The 16,966-nt window shown below is 60.9% G+C and carries 10 protein-coding genes; 6 read left to right on the top strand and 4 right to left on the bottom strand.

Features of this window, described 5'->3' with window-relative positions; all coding sequences use genetic code 11:
- Positions 1 to 38 precede the first annotated feature (38 nt).
- Entirely contained in the window at positions 39 to 1,787 is a 1,749-nt protein-coding gene (locus tag OHL14_RS08565; protein ID WP_263378925.1) for a type II secretion system protein GspD, read from the top strand.
- A 124-nt stretch (positions 1,788 to 1,911) separates the two neighbouring features.
- Here the strand turns inward: OHL14_RS08565 and OHL14_RS08560 are convergent, their stop codons facing one another.
- Positions 1,912 to 2,781, bottom strand: a complete 870-nt coding sequence (locus tag OHL14_RS08560) for a LysR substrate-binding domain-containing protein (protein ID WP_263378924.1) — start codon at positions 2,779 to 2,781, stop codon at positions 1,912 to 1,914.
- 154 nt (positions 2,782 to 2,935) lie between these two features.
- On the opposite strand from OHL14_RS08560, the gene OHL14_RS08555 reads away from it, so the two are divergent.
- The 5 genes from OHL14_RS08555 (at position 2,936) to OHL14_RS08535 (ending at position 12,682) form a co-directional block, all read left to right on the top strand.
- Entirely contained in the window at positions 2,936 to 4,537 is a 1,602-nt protein-coding gene (locus tag OHL14_RS08555) for an MFS transporter (protein WP_263378923.1), read from the top strand.
- A complete protein-coding gene (locus tag OHL14_RS08550) occupies positions 4,534 to 6,018 on the top strand; it encodes a TolC family protein (RefSeq protein ID WP_263378922.1) in 1,485 nt (494 codons plus the stop codon). Before OHL14_RS08555 ends, OHL14_RS08550 begins: the two co-directional genes overlap by 4 nt.
- A gap of 2 nt (positions 6,019 to 6,020) precedes the next feature.
- On the top strand, positions 6,021 to 7,208 hold the full coding sequence (locus tag OHL14_RS08545) for an HlyD family secretion protein (protein WP_263378921.1): 1,188 nt from the start codon (positions 6,021 to 6,023) through the stop codon (positions 7,206 to 7,208).
- Between the two features lie 113 nt (positions 7,209 to 7,321).
- The gene (locus tag OHL14_RS08540) at positions 7,322 to 11,338 is read left to right on the top strand and encodes a beta strand repeat-containing protein (RefSeq protein ID WP_263378920.1); all 4,017 of its coding nucleotides are present in this window, start codon (positions 7,322 to 7,324) and stop codon (positions 11,336 to 11,338) included.
- 63 nt (positions 11,339 to 11,401) lie between these two features.
- Entirely contained in the window at positions 11,402 to 12,682 is a 1,281-nt protein-coding gene (locus OHL14_RS08535; RefSeq protein WP_263378919.1) for a serine/threonine protein kinase, read from the top strand.
- A 9-nt stretch (positions 12,683 to 12,691) separates the two neighbouring features.
- On the opposite strand, the gene OHL14_RS08530 is transcribed toward OHL14_RS08535, so the two are convergent.
- The 3 genes from OHL14_RS08530 to OHL14_RS08520 form a co-directional block, all read right to left on the bottom strand.
- Positions 12,692 to 15,409, bottom strand: coding sequence for a serine/threonine protein kinase (locus OHL14_RS08530; RefSeq protein WP_263378918.1), 2,718 nt, complete (start codon positions 15,407 to 15,409; stop codon positions 12,692 to 12,694).
- On the bottom strand, positions 15,402 to 16,028 hold the full coding sequence (locus OHL14_RS08525) for a sigma-70 family RNA polymerase sigma factor (RefSeq protein WP_263378917.1): 627 nt from the start codon (positions 16,026 to 16,028) through the stop codon (positions 15,402 to 15,404). Before OHL14_RS08525 ends, OHL14_RS08530 begins: the two co-directional genes overlap by 8 nt.
- 194 nt (positions 16,029 to 16,222) lie before the next feature.
- Positions 16,223 to 16,960, bottom strand: a complete 738-nt coding sequence (locus tag OHL14_RS08520) for a response regulator transcription factor (protein WP_263378916.1) — start codon at positions 16,958 to 16,960, stop codon at positions 16,223 to 16,225.
- Positions 16,961 to 16,966 lie beyond the last annotated feature (6 nt).

Genomic DNA, 16,966 nt, shown 5'->3' with positions numbered 1-16,966 from the left:
TCGTTGCGGGTTGCATGTGGGCTGGGTGTGGGTGCCTTATGCTTCGTGCGCAGGTTCAGAGTAGTGTTGCTGTGCCGGTCTCTTCGCGAACGAGTCGGAAGGCAGAGGACATCTACCTCGATGGGACGAGGTTGTTTTCGGAGAAGAAGTTTGAGGCGTCGCAAAGGCGTTTCGAGCGAGCGTATCGGCTTGATCCGGGGCACGTTGAGTACAAGGAAGCGTTGCTGCTGGCGCGTGAGACGCGGATTCGCAGGTTGATAGCTGGTGCTGCAGTGGCGAAGGGGAGTGGTGATGGTGCGGGGGCGGCAGCGTTGCTGGAGCAGGCACGGGCGCTGGACCCGGCGAATCCGATGGTGGCGCAGCACTTCGATCAGCAGAGGCCACTGCATGTGGCGCCGAGCCTGGAAGGGCCACTGTCGCTGCAGCCGATAGCGGGGTTGCAGAGCTTCCGTCTGCGTGGCGATGCGCGGTCTCTAGCGAGTGCGGTCTATGGCGGCTTTGGTATCAAGGTGGACTTCGATCCGTCCGTGGGTTCGGGCGCGGAGCAGAGCTTTGATGTGGACAACGTCGACTTTGTTCGGGCGACGCGTGTGCTGGATAAGCTGATGGGTACCTTCGCGGTGCCGGTGCAAGAGAGGAGTGTGCTGATTGCGAAAGATACGAAGGAGCTTCGTGAGAGCCTGATGCCGTTAGTGGAGGAGACCGTCACGGTGCCTGGTGCCACGCCGGATGAGTTGAGAGAGATCGCAGAGCTGGGGCGCAGTCTGTTTGAACTGAACCAGGTGTCCGTTTCTTCGAATACAGGTTCGCTGGTGATACGCGGGAGAGAGAAAGCGGTGCGGCTCTTCGACCAGACCTATGCCGATCTGATCAATGATCGCAGTGATGTGCTGCTGGACCTTACGGTGTATGAGATCGATACGATGAAGGCACGGGACATTGGTTTTGCTCCGCCGACGACGGCGAGCGCTGTCGATGTCGCTTCGACTGCGCAGAGTCTGATCACGGCGAACCAGACACTGTTGAATGAGGCCATCTCTGCCGGAACGTTGAAGCTGACCGGCAGCACCTATACGAATGAGTTGGAGGAGGTGGCGTATCTGGTGGCTGCGGGTGTCTCCGGCAGCAGCGTGTTCACGGGAATGCTGGGCACGATTGGAACGTATGGTGGGGTTCCGCTGGGTGGAGTCTCGGTGGGGTCAGCGACGGTGAACCTGCTGCTGAGTTCCACGGATGTTCGCACGCTGGAGGCGTTGCAGCTGCGCACGAGCGATGTGGAGGAGGCGACGTTCCGTGTGGGTTCGCGCTATCCCATTCTTACGGCGCTGACGACGGCTTCCACCAGTAGCGCGCTGGCGGCAGAGCTGGCCGCTGCCGGCGTGAGCAGCGCGGCCATCGCAGCGGCAGGCGGCACGAGCAGCACGACGACGGTGCCGCAGATTCAGTTTGAAGATATCGGGATCACGCTGAAGATAACGCCACGGGTGTTGAGCGAAGGCCGTGTGCGGATGGCCATGGAGTTTAAACTGGAGAGCCTTGCCGGGACGGGTGTAGACGGCATTCCGATCCTAAGTAATCGGGCTCTCACGTCTACGGTGACGGTTGCTGCGGGGGAGACCTCGATGCTGGCGACGCTGGTCAGTTCGAATGAGACCAAGCTATTGGATGGCGTGCCTGATCTGAATGACATCCCGGGATTTCAGAGTACCAACCGAAATACCGATGGGACTCGCAATGAGCTGCTGATCACGATTACTCCGCACATCGTTCGCAACGGCGCGAGGTGACGGCATCAATGGCGATGGCCTCTTTGAAGGAAGGCTATCGTTGTCTGGTGCGGAGGAGTGACTCGCGGTTACAACTTCTTCCGGAACTTGCAGACGAGCTCGAAGTAGCCGTAGTGGTTGTACGTTAGCCGAGGCAATCCTGCAGCTTCGGGATGATCGGAGAAGGATTGCGTGGCGACCACATCAGCGTGAGCTGCGCCTGAAGACGGCTGTTGCGAATGGGGCGAATGACAACGCCTTCGCGCAAGATGTAGCGGACCGCAGCCGGAAGAATCGAGATTCCAAAGCCAGCGGAGACCAGACCGAGTGCCGTTTGTGCGTTTGATACCTCCTGAATGCGTCGTGGCTGAAAGCCTGCCTCGGCACATTCAGCCAGTACGGAACGGTAGAGGACTTCGGCGACTTCAATCGCAGGGAGGATGATGATCTCGTCCGAGATCTCCTTCAGGGCGATCGACTCGCGGCTGGCGAGCGGATGGTCTTCCGGAAGGACCATCACCAGAGACTCCGGCACGAGTTCGTGATGCACGAATTCGCGGTCTGGCAGTGTATACAGAATGGCCACATCGATCTCGCCTTTCCGCAGGGCGTTGCGTTGTGCGGTGCAGCCCATCTCATTTAGAAGTACCTTGATTTCGGGGTAACGCTGTCCGAGTTGACGCAGCATCCTTGGCACGACGGAAAGGCCCGCGGTGCTCTGGAAGCCGATGACGATCTCGCCTGCCTCGCCACGCGCGGCGCGTTTGGCGGCGAGTTGGGCTCCTTCAAAGACGTTCAGGCTCCTCTCGGCTTCTTCCACGAAGACGTTGCCTGCTTCGGTGAGCGCGATGCGGCGCCCCTGACGCTCCAAGAGCTGTACACCGAGCTCCTGCTCCAGGTGCTGGATGTTCTGCGTGAGCGCGGGTTGGGCGATGTGAAGGTTTTCAGCGGCGCGGGTAATGTGGAGGGTCTTTGCGACTTCCAGAAAATACCGCAGATGGCGGTTTTCGATCATGGTTCAAGCATAATCAAAAACAGCGTATTTTGGCTTGAAGCTTCACATAAGATTACGGATTAAGTGTAAAAATCCTCATAACATCATTTTTATTGATGATAAGTAACTCCAAATAGTATTGGATCCAATGAGTAGAACAATGGTCTAAAGGGATGTGAACATCCTTGCGACACTGTCGAAACCGCGTCACCAGTCGAAGATAGCTGGAGCTGCGACGTTGTTTGCGTTCACACTCGCGACGGGTATGGAGCAGTGGACTGGCAATGGCCTGAGTGTAATTTTGACCGACATCACGGGCGCGCTTGGCTCTTCGGCGGACGAGGCGAGCTGGGCGGTGACGTTGTACAGCACTGGATTTGCGACATCGGTGGCGCTGACGCACCGTATGGCAAGCCTGCTGGGCAACCGTCGCCTGCTGAGCTTCGCATGTCTGCTGTATGCCATCGCCTCACTGGGTTGTGCGGGCAGCACGACACTGGGGCCGTTTCTGGTCTTTCGTGTGATTCAGGGGTTTGCGGGCGGCGTGTTTCTGGCGCGTACGCTGGTGTTTATCACCCATCAGTATCCAAGAAGCGAGCGTGCCCTTGGACTCAGGATCTATGCGGTCGGCTTCTTTATCCTGGGACGCTTTGCCGCGCCGATTGCGGCGGGCTGGCTTGCTGATTTCGTGAGCTGGCGGCTTCTGTTTGTCGGGGCGGTCCCAGGCATGTTGATCGCCGGGGCAGTCTTCGATCGTTATGCAGCGAAACACTGGAGCGAGGATGTAGAAGAGCATAAGCCGGATCTTTTGGGAATCGGTCTGCTGCTCACGGGTGTGGCTGCGTTTCAGGCTGTGCTGAGTCGTGGTGAGATCGACGACTGGTTCGGTTCAAATCGGATTGTTGTGCTTGCGGTGGTGGGTATCGCCTGCAATCTTCTCTTTCCAGCGTGGCAGCTGGTGCCGGCGAATCGGAAGCCGCTGCTGAATTTACGTTTTCTGCACGACCGAGGACTGATGGCGGCGACGGTGCTGGGAACGGTGCTCGGAATGCAACTGGCGGGAAGCCTGTATGTGTTGCCGCAGTATCTGCGGCGTGTGGAGTCGCACTCGGCTCTCCAGACGGGTGTATTGATGTCGATCAGCGGTATCAGCGGAATTGCGATGCTGGCGGTCGTGCCGCATATGGCGCGGCTGATCGGGCGACTCGGCGGCAAGACGGTAATGGCGTTTGCCCTGTTTGTGCAGATGCTCTCGATGGGATGGCTCGGCTACATCATTACAGGGGATACGCCGGACAGGCAGCTATGGCTGCCACTGCTGCTGAACGGGATGTTCGTAGGCATATCGGTCCCGACGCTGGCGTTGGCTGCGTTCATCCGGATGGAGGATGCGCAAGCCTCCAGTGCGCGCGCGATCTACTATGGCGCTCGTCAACTCGGGGCCTCCCTGGGCGTGACGTTTGTGGTGGCACTTATTGACCGTCGCGCCACGCTGCATTCCTCGCGCCTGATCGAGTCATTGTTCAGCCGCAATCTCTCTACGCTCGGTGTCACGATCGATTCGAGCAATGCTGGACGCGTCGCAGCACTCGTCAGCAAGCAGAGCCTGGTGCTTACTTTCGCCGATGTCTTCTACGTCATGGCCGCTGTAGCGGCGGTGATGCTCCTGTTTCTCCCACTTCTTCCGAGCGCTCCGATGGCCGTTGTGCCAGCAGAGAGCGCGTCAACTGAGACACGTCCGCAGATGACGCTGTCTCCCATCGAGTCCAACGTATGAAATCTTCTAAACACATCTACGAAGTCGCAGTCGCCGTTGCGGGGTTGATGCTGACGCTACCAGCATTCGGTCAAAGCTCCAGCAGCTTCAGTCCGCTTTCGAACAGTATTGCCACGCCGCGTCCGTTCGATCCTGGCACCAACACGACGAACCCCAGTGCGCTGGCCGTTCAGGCGCAGAATCCTTACCTGGGCAGCGTACCTTCGAGCCCGCTGGTCCCGGGGAACCTGGATCTTTCGCTGGCGGACGTGGTGAGCCGAGGTCTGCGTGCCAACCTCGGCCTGATCGATAGTGAGCAGGACCATGCGCAGTCGCGGGCTGCGCGCATGCGAGCGCTGTCTACGTTGTTGCCGCAGCTGTCCGCGCAACTGACGGAAGACTTTCGGAACTTTCCCGTCAACACCATCGGCGGGCAGAAGCTGGACCTGCCGAACATCATTCCGAATTACAACTATCAACTGGCCTCGGTGTCGTATCGGCAGAACGTGGTGGACGTAGCCGCGTGGCATCAGGTGAAGGCGGCGAGTTCAGAGGAGGCGGTGAGCGAGGCGTCGCTTGCAGATGCGAAGAACATTGTGGTGCTGGCAGCGACGAGCGCTTATTTGCAGGTACTGGCGAGCCAGTCACGCGTAAAGGCAGCGGAGGCGGAGCAGGCTTCGGCGCAGGCGCTGGAAGCGTTGCTGCAAGATCGGGTGAAGCGTGAGGTATCTCCGGAGATTGACGCGATTCGAGCGACGGTGGCGCGTGAGAACGCGGAGCAGCGTCTCTCTCTGGCGCAGGTACGGCTGGAGAAGGACAAGCTTGGATTGACCCGCATCATCGGCTTGCCGGTGGAACAGGAGTTCACGCTGACGACGGACCTCGGATTTGAGGAGGCACCAACGCAGGATGTGGACTCACTGGTGCAGCAGGCTGTGGTCTCCAGGCAGGACCTGAAGGCGGCCGCAGCGCGAGTGGAGTTCGCTCGCCAGCATGTGAAGGCGGAGAGCGCGCAGAAACTGCCGACTGTGGATATTCAAGCCAACGGCGGCGAGGTCGGGGTGAACTTCGGTCATGCCTACGGTACGTATGAAGTGGAGGGAAAGTTGAGCGTTCCCATTTTTACGGGGCGTCGCATTCAGGCCGATGTGCAGTCGGCCGACGCGACGTTGCATCGCCGACAGGCAGAGTTCGAAGACCTTCAACAACGGACGAAATATGACGTACGCTCGGCGCTGCTGGACCTGCGCGCGGCGGACAAGAGCGTCGAGGTGGCGCGCACAAATTCATCTCTGGCGCAGGAGGGCCTGCGGCAGGCGAGGGACCGCTTCGATGCAGGCGTCTCCAACAGTCTCGAGTTAATCCAGGCGCAGCAGGCCGTAGCTGCCGCAGCAGACAACGATATCGCCAGTGTTTACGGCCACAATCTTGCCAAGCTCATGCTTGTGCGATCGCTTGGCACAGCCGAGCGCGATTACAAAACCTATCTCGGAGTTCGATAGCCATGTCCGACACTCAAATGAAATCTCATACGCGCGCGGCCGCGGTGCTCGCTATCGCCGCTCTTATCGTTTTATTAGTTGGCGGCTATGTGCTGCTGAGCCGTTCGTTCGGTTCGATCACGACTGACGATGCCCAGGTGGACGGGCATGTGCATCCTATCAACGCTCGTGTGGGGGGCACCGTGGTGTGGGTGAACCCGGACATCGATGACACCAAGTTCGTGAAGGCGGGCACTGTGCTGGCGCGGTTGGATACGAACGACTTTCAGCCCGCGGTGGACAGACTCGAAGGCGATGTGCAGGCGCAGCAGGCGCAGTTGCAGGCGGCGCAGCTGGCGGTGCCGATTACACAGACTACAAGCGCAAGCAAATTGACCTCCGCACGCGCGGCTTCGGTGGAAGCCGAAGCTGAACTGGCGAGCGCGAAGGCGGGTGTGCAGGCCTCGGCCGCGCAGGTGAAGCAGGCCGAGGCGAGTTCGCGTCGCGCGGAGGCTGACCGTGCGCGTTATGAGCAGCTGGTGAACTCGCATGAGATCTCGCGTTCCGAGTATGACTCGCGGATGACAGAGGCGAACGTTGCGGTGGCGCAGCTCTCGGCTGCGGAGGCGAATCTGCTGTCTGCCGAGCAGAAGGTGCAGGTTGCCGAGCAGCACATCGCCGAGCGCAGGCAGGATATAGCTGCTGCAGCGACTGCACCTGACCAGGTGGCTACTGCGCAGAGCAGCGTGGATCGTGTCTTCGGTGAGCTGAAGAAGTCCAAGGCTGTGCTTCGGGATGCGCAGTTGAACCTCAGCTATGCGGATATCGTGGCTCCTGTGAGCGGCATCATCGGTCGGCGCAGCCTCGAGACGGGCCAGCGTATTGCACCTGGACAGCTCCTGCTGAACATCGTACCTACCGACGACCTCTGGGTGACGGCGAACTACAAGGAGACGCAGCTGCGCCATGTAGAGCCGGGGGCTGCGGTCACGGTACATATCGACACCTTCGGCAGCGACCTGCAAGGACGTGTTGAGAGCATTGGGGGGGCTACGGGATCGAAGTACGCGCTGATCGCGCCGGACAATGCGACGGGCAACTATGTGAAGGTCGTGCAGCGTATCCCAGTGCGCATCCGGTTGGAGACGACGAGCGTCGGAGGCCGTTCGCTGCTGCCGGGCATGTCCGTCGAGACTCGGGTTCACCGATAGCGATAAAAGAGGTGAGTAAAAAAGTTTGCAGGCGTGAGGGGTTTCTCCGACAGCCTACGCAGTATGGGGTAAGAGCCCATAACTCGCGTGGATTCGTCGTTCAAAGGAGCCTTATGCCTGTTTCCTCATCTCGATCTACCGCCAATGCGAAGCTCAGCGTAAGCAAGCTGGCCGCGTCGGTCTTTTCTGCTGCTGTTTTCTCCGTGATAGCTGGCGTCGCGCCGGCTCAGAGCACCCCGACCGGTCCGAACGCAGCGAAGGTCAGCGCCGCGTATCAGAATCTTCCTATGCAGTTTGAGCCGAACCTGGGGCAGGCCGTGCCGCAGGCAAAGTTCCTTGCGCGAGGCTCTGGCTACAACCTTCTGCTATCACCGGACCGGGCGACGTTTGCGTTATATCGAGCGGCGGAGAAGCCTGCGCCAGGCAAGTCGCTCCCTTCGCAGGGAAAGGGTGAGCGGTATCTGCAGATGCAACTGCTGGGTGCGAATGCGAGTGCACCGATGTCGGCGGAACGGCCCCTGGGAAGCTATGTCAACTACCTGACGGGTAGCGATCGCTCGACGTGGAAGCTGGGCGTGCCAACCTATGCGCAGGCGCGCGTCACCGCCGCGTATCCGGGTATCGACGTGGTGTACTACGGCAACCAGAAGCAGCTGGAGTATGACTTCGTCGTCGCTCCAGGAGCGGATGCAGGCAAGATTCGCCTGTCGATTGCGGGCGCATCGCCGGTGCTGGCGTCAGACGGCCGCCTCCTGTTGCAGACCCGGCAGAAGGCATCCCCGGACGACCTGAGCTTTCAGAAGCCGGTGCTATACCAGGAGCGAGACGGCCAACGTGAGCCTGTCGAAGGCGACTACAGAATTGCGGCGAACGGAGACGTGAGCTTCCGGATTGGCAACTACGACCATACCCGCGAACTCGTCATCGACCCGATAATCAGCTATGCCAGCTACTTTGGTGGAACCGGTGGCAACAGCGAAGACAACGTCCTGGGCTCTGCAATCAACAGCAGTAATGAGCTGTATGCGGTCGGCACCAGTTACTCCACCGCTCTGCCTTCCAGCACCGGTGAGTTCCAGACATACAACTCGTCCTCCACCCCCAATGCTCCCGGCAGCCACGACGCCTTTGTGACGAAGTTCTCCGCGGACGGATCCACCATCCTGTGGTCCACCTTCATCGGCGGCACCTTCGATGACTTCGCCACCGCTGTCGCCGTCGCAACCGGCGATCAGCCCGTCGTCGTGGGCTATACAAACAGTTGCGGCGACGTCATCGGCAACTTCACGCCACGCGAGTTTCCCGTACCTGCCACAGGAGCGCAGTCCCTCTGCAATCCGGTCGGTGGCTCAGTGAACAACGTCCCAACCGAGATCAGCAGCAGCAGCAACTATGACGCGTACATGATCCGCCTCTCGTCCGACGGCAAGTCAATAGTCGCGGGTACGTTCCTTGGCGGGTCGCAGTATGACCAGGCCAATGCCGTCGCTATCGGCGCCAACGGCAACGTGTATGTCACGGGCGTAACCTACTCCACCCAGTATGCCGTCAGCAACCAGAGCCATAATCAGGACATTCCGGCATGGCCCACGGATTCGACAGGCGCGGCGGATGTGGGCGCGGCAAACTTCCCCACCACCAACACTGCCTTCTACACCAACACGACCGAGTCCATGCTGTATGCCACGAATAACCCCGGCTACTCCGTTGCGCGCGGCGGCCCACAGGATGAACAGGGTTTTCTGACCGTGCTGACGCCTGCCGGCGGCATCGTTTACTCCACACTCATCGGCGGCACGGGTATCGGCGGCTGCGGCAACGGCGATTGCAATACCAACAGCCTCTCCGTCGCGGTAGATGCCAACGGCATCGCCTACATCGGTGGCAACACTTCTTCCGCCCACTGGCCCGTCAGTGCCGGCGCGCTCGTCTCCACGTGCGCGAACGCCGGTGCAACCAGCAGCCAGTGCCCCATGACGGGTTGGGTCGCAGCATTCGATCCCACCAAGTCCGGCCCGGCATCGCTCCTGTTCACTACATACATGAACGGACAGAGCGCAGGCACCAGCGGCAGCGGAACCACGCTTTACCCCGCGTCCGATGTATTTGGCATGGCGACGGATACCACGGGCAACGTGGTGCTCACGGGCGATACCAACGCCATCGACTATCCAACCACCAGCGGCACACTGCAGCCCTCCTGCTTCAAGTTCAACGACGGCAACGGCAATACCGGCGTATGCGAATTTGGAGCGTTCCTGACCAAACTGTCGTCCACTGGCAGCCTGGTGTGGTCCACCTATCTGGGAGCCACGGCACAGGATATCTCCCCGGGCCAGGGCCGCGGTGTGGCGCTCGACGCAAACAACAATGTGTTCCTGCTGGCCAGCACCAACAGCTCAAACTATCCAGTGAAGAACTCCATCGCCCAGCCCGGCGGCAACGACGCGTATATCGCAGAACTCTCGCCCACCGCTTCGTCACTGCTGCTCGGTACCTATCTGGGGTCGGGTGGCGGTATCACGGTGAACAACAATGCGCTCGCACTCGACAGCAATCTGAACGCTTACTTCAGCGGCTCACAGGCACCTAATCCCTATGGGGGCACCTACCTGCCCGTGACCGCCAACGCAGCACAGAAGACGCTCGGCGGAAATGCAGACGGCTTTGTGGCGAAGATGATTACGCAGCAGCAGCCTTCGGCGACGGCGTTGACCGTGTCGCCTTCGGGTAATGCGACGCCCACTCAGACAGTGCAGCTGACCGCAACGGTGACGACGAGTTCCACGATCACGGGGGCGGTGCTGCCGACAGGGACGGTGACCTTCCTGAACGGCTCGACGACGATTGGCACGGGAACACTGAACGCAAACGGCGTGGCGACGTACTCTGGTTTGCTTTCCGGTGGAAGTTACAGTCTGACCGCGCAGTATGGCGGGGATACAGGCTTTAACGGCTCGACCTCCACGTCATCGGCACTTACGGTGTCTTCGGCGAACACGACGTCGACGGCGCTGACGGTGAGCCCTGCGAGTTCTGCCTACGGCGCTGGATCCACGTTGACGGCGACGGTGACCGCTGGAAGCACGGCTGCCACCTCTGGCACTGTCAGCTTCGCGGCTGGCTCGGTGAGCCTGGGCTCTGCGGTGGTGAATGCGCAGGGCGTGGCGACGCTGGTGGTGAAGCCGGTGGTCGGCAGCTACTCGGTCGTGGCGAGCTATGCGGGTACCTACAACGCCACGTCAAATCCGACGGGCTACGCGGCAAGCGTAAGCGCGGGTGTACCGCTGACGGTGACGAAGGCTGCAAGCAGCACATCGCTCGCAACTTCGGCGGCATCGGTTGGTACAGGCGCGAGCGTGATGCTGACCGCGACCGTGACCAGTGGAGCTACCGGCACGGTCACGTTCTACAGCGGCAGCACTACGCTGGGCACCGGCGCTATCGGAACGAACGGGACAGCGACGCTGACAACCTCGTTTGCAACGGCGAATACCTATAGCCTGACGGCGACGTATGGCGGCGATAGCAATTACCTGGGAAGCACGTCGACATCGGTAGCGGAAGCCGTTGTTGTGCCGAGCTTCTCCGTGACGGCCAGCCAGGCGAACCTGACGATCGCACGTGGCGCTACGGGTGCCACCACACTTACCTTCACGCCGGTCGGCGGGTACAGCGGAGCCATCACGCTTGCGTGCGGCACGTTGCCGTCGAAGGCGACGTGTACGTTCAGTCCGTCAACGGTGACACTGGCAGGTGCAGTGGTCACGGATACGTTGACGATCGGGACGGGCACGGTCACGACATCGCTGCTCACTGCACCGCAGAGAAGCGGGGGCAGCGGTACCTACTCTGCACAGATACTGTGGCTGCCGGCGTCCATGCTGGGCCTGCTCGGGCTCGCACGGCGACGGAAGCTCCAGATCGCACTTCCTAAAATGCTGCTGGCCGGGATCTTCGTTCTGAGCTTAGGAGCGGGTTTGGGAGCCATCACCGGCTGCAGCAGTGGCAGCAGTTCGACGTCGAACTACACGAATGCAACTCCGGTGGGCAGCTATTCAGTGCCGGTTACGATCACTGGACCTTCGGGATCGTCGCAGACGGTGGCGCTGACCGTTGTCGTTCAGTAACGAATGCTGGAAATAAGTCGGGCCGTCTTCGGGCGGCCCGACTTACTATGGGAGCACACTCTTATGGCCATGTCCCTCAGCTTCGCCGCACCTGCAACGATAGGACCGTTCCGCATCGTGCGACCTGTGGGGCAGGGCGCAATGGGAACGGTTTATTTCGCTGAGCGCATGGAGCAGTTCGCGCAACGCGTGGCGATCAAGATGCTGCATCCGCAGGTGGGGCTTGTGCTGGGCAGCAGATCACTGCAACACGAAGAGGCGGTGTTGACCTCGCTCGACCATCCTTCGATCGTGCGCCTTCTGGACACGGGTGAGTCAGAAGGCCATCGCTACATTGTGATGGAGTATGTTGAGGGTCTGCCGCTGGATGCGTACTGCCGCGAGCATAGCCTTGCGAAGGAAGCGCGTGTGCTGTTGCTGCTGCAGGCTGCCCGTGCGCTGGATTACGCACACCGGCGACTCGTGGTTCATGCCGATCTGAAACCCGAAAACATTCTAGTGATGGAAGGCGGTCACCTGAAGCTGCTTGACTTCGGTGTGGCGGTGCTGGTGGGGCCTTCAACTTCAGCGCAAGCGGGCGTCGAGAAATTTTTTACACCGGCGTTCGCTGCACCGGAACAGCTGGCGGGCGAACGTGCGACGGTGGCCACGGATGTGTACTCGCTGGGCAGGGTAAGCAGGCTTCTGCTGGGCGATGTGCCCGGCCGCGAACTGACGGCGGTGCTGGACAAGGCCACCCGCGATGAGCCTCAGCAGCGCTATGGCAGTGCGCGCGCGTTTGCGGACGATCTGCAAGCGGTGCTGGAACACCGGCCTGTCGCTGCTCGCAAGGGGCACTATGTGTATCGCCTGGGACGATGGGCGCGCAGACACTGGGCTATGACGACGATCGCTGGCGGCGTCGCGCTGGTAATGGCGGCCAGCGTTGCCGGTGTCGCGGTATCAACGATGCGAGCCACTCGCGAACGCACGCGTGCGCAGGCGCAGCTTGCGGATGTGGTGAAGCTAACGGGAGCTCTGGCGGGCGAGCTCTACGATTCAGCAAAGCCGCTGGCCCATGCGGGACAGCCCAGGGCGACGCTGCTGAAAGGGGCAACGCAGACGCTGGACAATCTGAGCGTCACGGTCGCAGATGAGCCACAGCTGGCGCTCGAGATGGCCCGGCAGTATGAGGTGTTGGCGCAATTGGAGCGCGATGAGAATCCAGGTGGACCGGGTATCGTTGCAGGGCAGCACGATCTCGATAAAGCGCGCGTTCTGCTGGGACGAACTCGCTGGCGCAACGCTGGGGTGAGCGCTGAACTACAGCGCGTGGCGCAGCTGCGCCACGCGTTTTATAGATAAACAATCAAGCTACAGAGCGCGTGCCTGCGCCAACTCGCTCGCGTAGCGCAGCCCGTGAGGCTGAGCTTCAATGAGCTGCAGGGCTTTGGCCGAGGTGACGGAGGCCTGGCCTATCTCTCCGCTCTGTCGCTGTGCAGCGGCAAGCGTCAGCAGGTGACTTGCCGAGGGAGTCGCGTCCATGGCAACCAGCCGTTTCGCAAAGGCGAGCGCTCGTGTCGAATCCTTGTGAAAGAGAATCATCGCATCCGCTGCGGTCTGCAAAGTGGCGGCATCGGCCTGAGGGCTTGCGGCGTCGCTCACAGCCGCGGGTAAAGCAGCCGTGGCGAGCGCGTTGGCTTCAGCGGTATGGTGCCGTTGCAACAGCAGCGTGGCAAGCCGAAGTTCTCCGCTTGTCTGCTGCGCGCGCCAAACAGCGTTGTCTGGATGAGCGTGGGTAAGGAAGCGCAGGTTATCGAGCGATTCGCGCAGCAGACTCTCCTGCTTTGCCTCGTCACCGAGTGCGGCGTAGCCATCGAGTGCGGTGCTATCGAGGTCTATGAGGTCGGTCCGCGCACGAATGTCGATGGGATCTGCAGCGATAGCCGCTCGCTCGCGTTCGAACTCCGGCAGTAGCAGGGCATCTCCCTGTGCCTTGCGATGCAAGATCAGATAGTCGGCGCCGAGGTGCATTCGCAGCGTACCGGTAAGACGAACGAAGCCTATGCTGGTCTGGTCCGCTGCGGGCAGAGACGCGATGACCGCGAGCCCTTGCTGATAGGAAGCAAGGGCCTGGGCGGCGTCACTGTCTTCGAGCAGCTCGCCCAGTGTTGCCTGCACGATCGTGAGTCCACGCTCGCAGCAATGAGGCTGCAGGACCAGCGCGCGCTGATAGTAAAGGCCGCTCTGTCGCAACGATGCGACTACCTTCGCAGGATCGCGCGTACTTGCGTCGCCATGTTCGCCATAGGTATCGGCAAGCGTCTTGTACACTGCCGCGGACTGAATCATCATCTTCGCCGTGACGTTAGGGTCATCTGCAATTCTTTTCACGAAGGCGGCTGCAGCGAGAAGATGTGGAAGCGCATGCCGACCGTCTCCCTGTCCGAGATAAACCTGCCCAAAGGCCGTCTCCAGCCCGGCTGAGGCGGTGAGATAGTCGAGGCTGTGGGCATCGCGCGCGAGGAGCTTCGCAGCGAGCGGTTGCCCCTGTTGAAGTGTCTTGAGGGCGGAGGGAGCGTCGCCCAGATTGGCCTCATAGGGGCTGCCGAGCAGCGACCCCAACGTGCGGTAGGCTTTGAGGCTTTCGAGCTGCAGGCCCGCGTCCGTCGCGCTGCGATTGAGCTGGTTCAGGTAGTCGACCGCTCGTGCAACAGCGAGAGTCTGTGCATGGGTCGACCCGGGGACCTCGCGAATCTGCGTGAAGTAATCGGAGAGCAGCAGGTGCGCGAGCTTTCGTTCTTCTTCCACACCTGCGGCGGCTCGGTGGCTCTGTGCATAGGCGATGCGTGCCTCGTGCCTCATACCGACAAGCCCTAACGCAACGGCGAGACAGGCTGCAGCGCCACCGACCACGAGCGGTCGGTTGCGGTACACAAAGCGCCGCAGACGATCACGCGAAGTGGGAGGCGTTGCGAGCAGAGGTCGTGATTCGAGCGCGCGCCGCAGGTCCTGCGCCATCGCATCTGCGTCCGTGTAGCGAGCGGCCGCTTCGAAGTGGATCGCTTTTGCAACGAGGATGTCGAGATCTTTCGCCAGCATCGGTTCGGCTTGTCTGCGTGCCGGGCTCATAAGCGTGCCTGGTGCCGGAAGGGTGCGTTCTTTTAGCAGCTGCAGGTATTGTGGAACTGACTGCTCAGGCATGTCAGGCAGACGCCCGGCGATCAGTCGATAAAGCGTCATGCCGAGTGAGAAGACGTCCATTGCCGTGGACGCGACCCCGCCGCGGATGTGTTCCGGGCTTGCATAGCGCAGCGTGACGGCACGCATACCTGCCTGGGTCATCGCAGAGTCGACCGCAGTCTGCGGTCCCATCGCCTTCAGCGTGCCAAAGTCGAGAAGCTTCACCGCGCCATCGCTGGTGACCAGAACGTTGCCGGGCTTGAGGTCGCGATGCAGTATCAGGTTGCGATGAACGTAGCTGACGGCATCGCACAGTTGCAGCATCCACACCACGATCTGCCTCAGGCTGACGGACGGATCGTCGCTGGCTTCATCGAGCCTTCGTCCCTCGATGTACTCCATCACGAGGAAGGGCAGCTGCTCTGGGGTGACACCGCCGCCCACCAGCCGTGCGATGTGCGGGTGTTGCAGCCTGACGAGAGCGTCGCGTTCGAGGAGGAACTGGCTCTGCGCCGGGGTGGACTGCAGATGCCGCGCCATCACCTTGATCGCGGCCTGTTGTGCGAGCAGGCCATCGGTGCGCACCCCGAGATAGACGACGCCCATGCCTCCCCTACCCAGCAGAGTTCGTATTTCAAAACCGTCAAGGGTCCGTCCCAGCCACGGATCGCTCGACGTTTCTCGCATCAGATGGTGGTCGCCGATCGTTATCGGTGTGGCCATCAGGTCACTGACGGCGGAATCTGAGCCGAGCAGGTCGATGACTTCATCGAGCATGGCCACGTCGATGCACTGACTCGCAAGGTAGGCTCGCCGCGCTTCTGAAGGTAGAGCTGAAGCAGCGTGAAAGAGCTCTTCCACGCGTTGCCAGCGCTCGTGTCCGTTGGAGAACGGTTGCGTATCAGGCATGCGCGCTTTCCTCTGGCAAGTCCGAGTGGAGCTCGCGATGGAGCCAGCTACGTGCGAACTTCAAGTCCCGCTCCACGGTCGCCAGGGAAAGCGACATCACCTCGGCGGCCTCTTCCATATTCAGCGCCAGAAAAAAACGCAGCTCCACGATGTGGGCTTTGCGGGCATCGAGTTTTTCTAATCGATCCAGAGCGCGGTGCAGGTCGAGGACCGCCTCGGGCGTAGACCCCACCCAGGCAAGCTCATCGGAGAGAGGCAGCCTCACCATCCCCAGGCCACCGCGCCTGTCCGCGAGGTGTGCGCGCGCATAGTCCTTCAGGATGTTGCGCATGATGCTGGCTGCGAAGATGTAGAAGTGGACGCGGTCGTTCCAAGTAGCTTTGCGTTGATTCAGCAGCCGCAGAAAGACTTCACTGACCAGCGCGGTGGGCTGGAGCGTGTGGTCGTCTCGCTCGCGGCGCATATAGCCTTGCGCGATGACATGCAGTTGGTCGTACACCAGCGGGGCAAGGCGATCGAGCACCTCAGCATCGCCGTCCCTCCATCGCTGCAGAAGGGTTGTTACTTCACCATTCGTGGGTTCCATAGCCTGCCAGAAGTACGCCTGCGCTGGCCTCATTCTACGGGCGGGGAGCTCTCTCCCGGCTGGAAAAATGACGCCGCAGGCCTGCCGTGCCGTGTGGTGAAACGCTGCTCCATGTTTCTCCACGGCGTTGCGCTCGCAGGATGAATTGAAAGCGCGCTCGCACCTTTTCAGGTGGGAGGTTTCCCTACGTTTCACGGTTGCGGCCGCGCAGCAACGGAGGATGTCACCTAAACTGCGTCGAGCTGTCCCTCGTTGGGCAGGTCAGGGTTTGCGAGGGGAGCGGCATCGCGGAAGCGGTAGCCTCCGTATGGCACGGTGAGGAGATACTGCGGATGTGCCGGGTCATCTTCGATCACCTTGCGCAGCTGGCGTACATAGGTCCGAAGATATTCAAGATGGTTCCGATACTCAGCCCCCCACACGGAGGTCAGCAGCGTTCGGTGGCTGACGGTCTGACCGGGGGTGCGCATAAGCAGCTCGACGATGTCGAACTGCGTGCGCGTGAGATGGATGGGCACGCCGCGTTTGATGAATGTGCGCTGTTCGCCGCAGAGGATAACGTCGTGGATCTTGACGACGGTATCGGGGACCTCCGGACGTCGCGACCGTCGCAGCAGCGCGTTGATGCGAGCGGTCAGTTCGCGAACGGCGAAAGGTTTTGTCATGTAATCGTCCGCGCCGGCATCGAGCGCCTCTACCTTGTCGTCTTCGGCATCGCGCACGGTGAGGATGAGTATCGGTACGTTCACGTTGATTTTGCGGATCGCTCGACAGACGGAGAGTCCGCTCAGTCCAGGCATATTCATATCGAGCACGATCGCATCGAAGGTAGAGAGCTTCACCAGGGAGATTGCCTCGTCCCCGCGCACCGACTCTACGATCTCAAACTCGGCTGGCGGTAATGTGGCCTTCAGGACCCTGCGAATTGCGTTCTCATCATCGACAATCAGGATTCTCGCTGCCATGGAGCA

The sequence above is a fragment of the Granulicella paludicola genome (assembly GCF_025685545.1).
GTDB classification, from domain to species: domain Bacteria; phylum Acidobacteriota; class Terriglobia; order Terriglobales; family Acidobacteriaceae; genus Granulicella; species Granulicella paludicola.
This window is presented reverse-complemented; position numbering and strand designations above follow the sequence as displayed.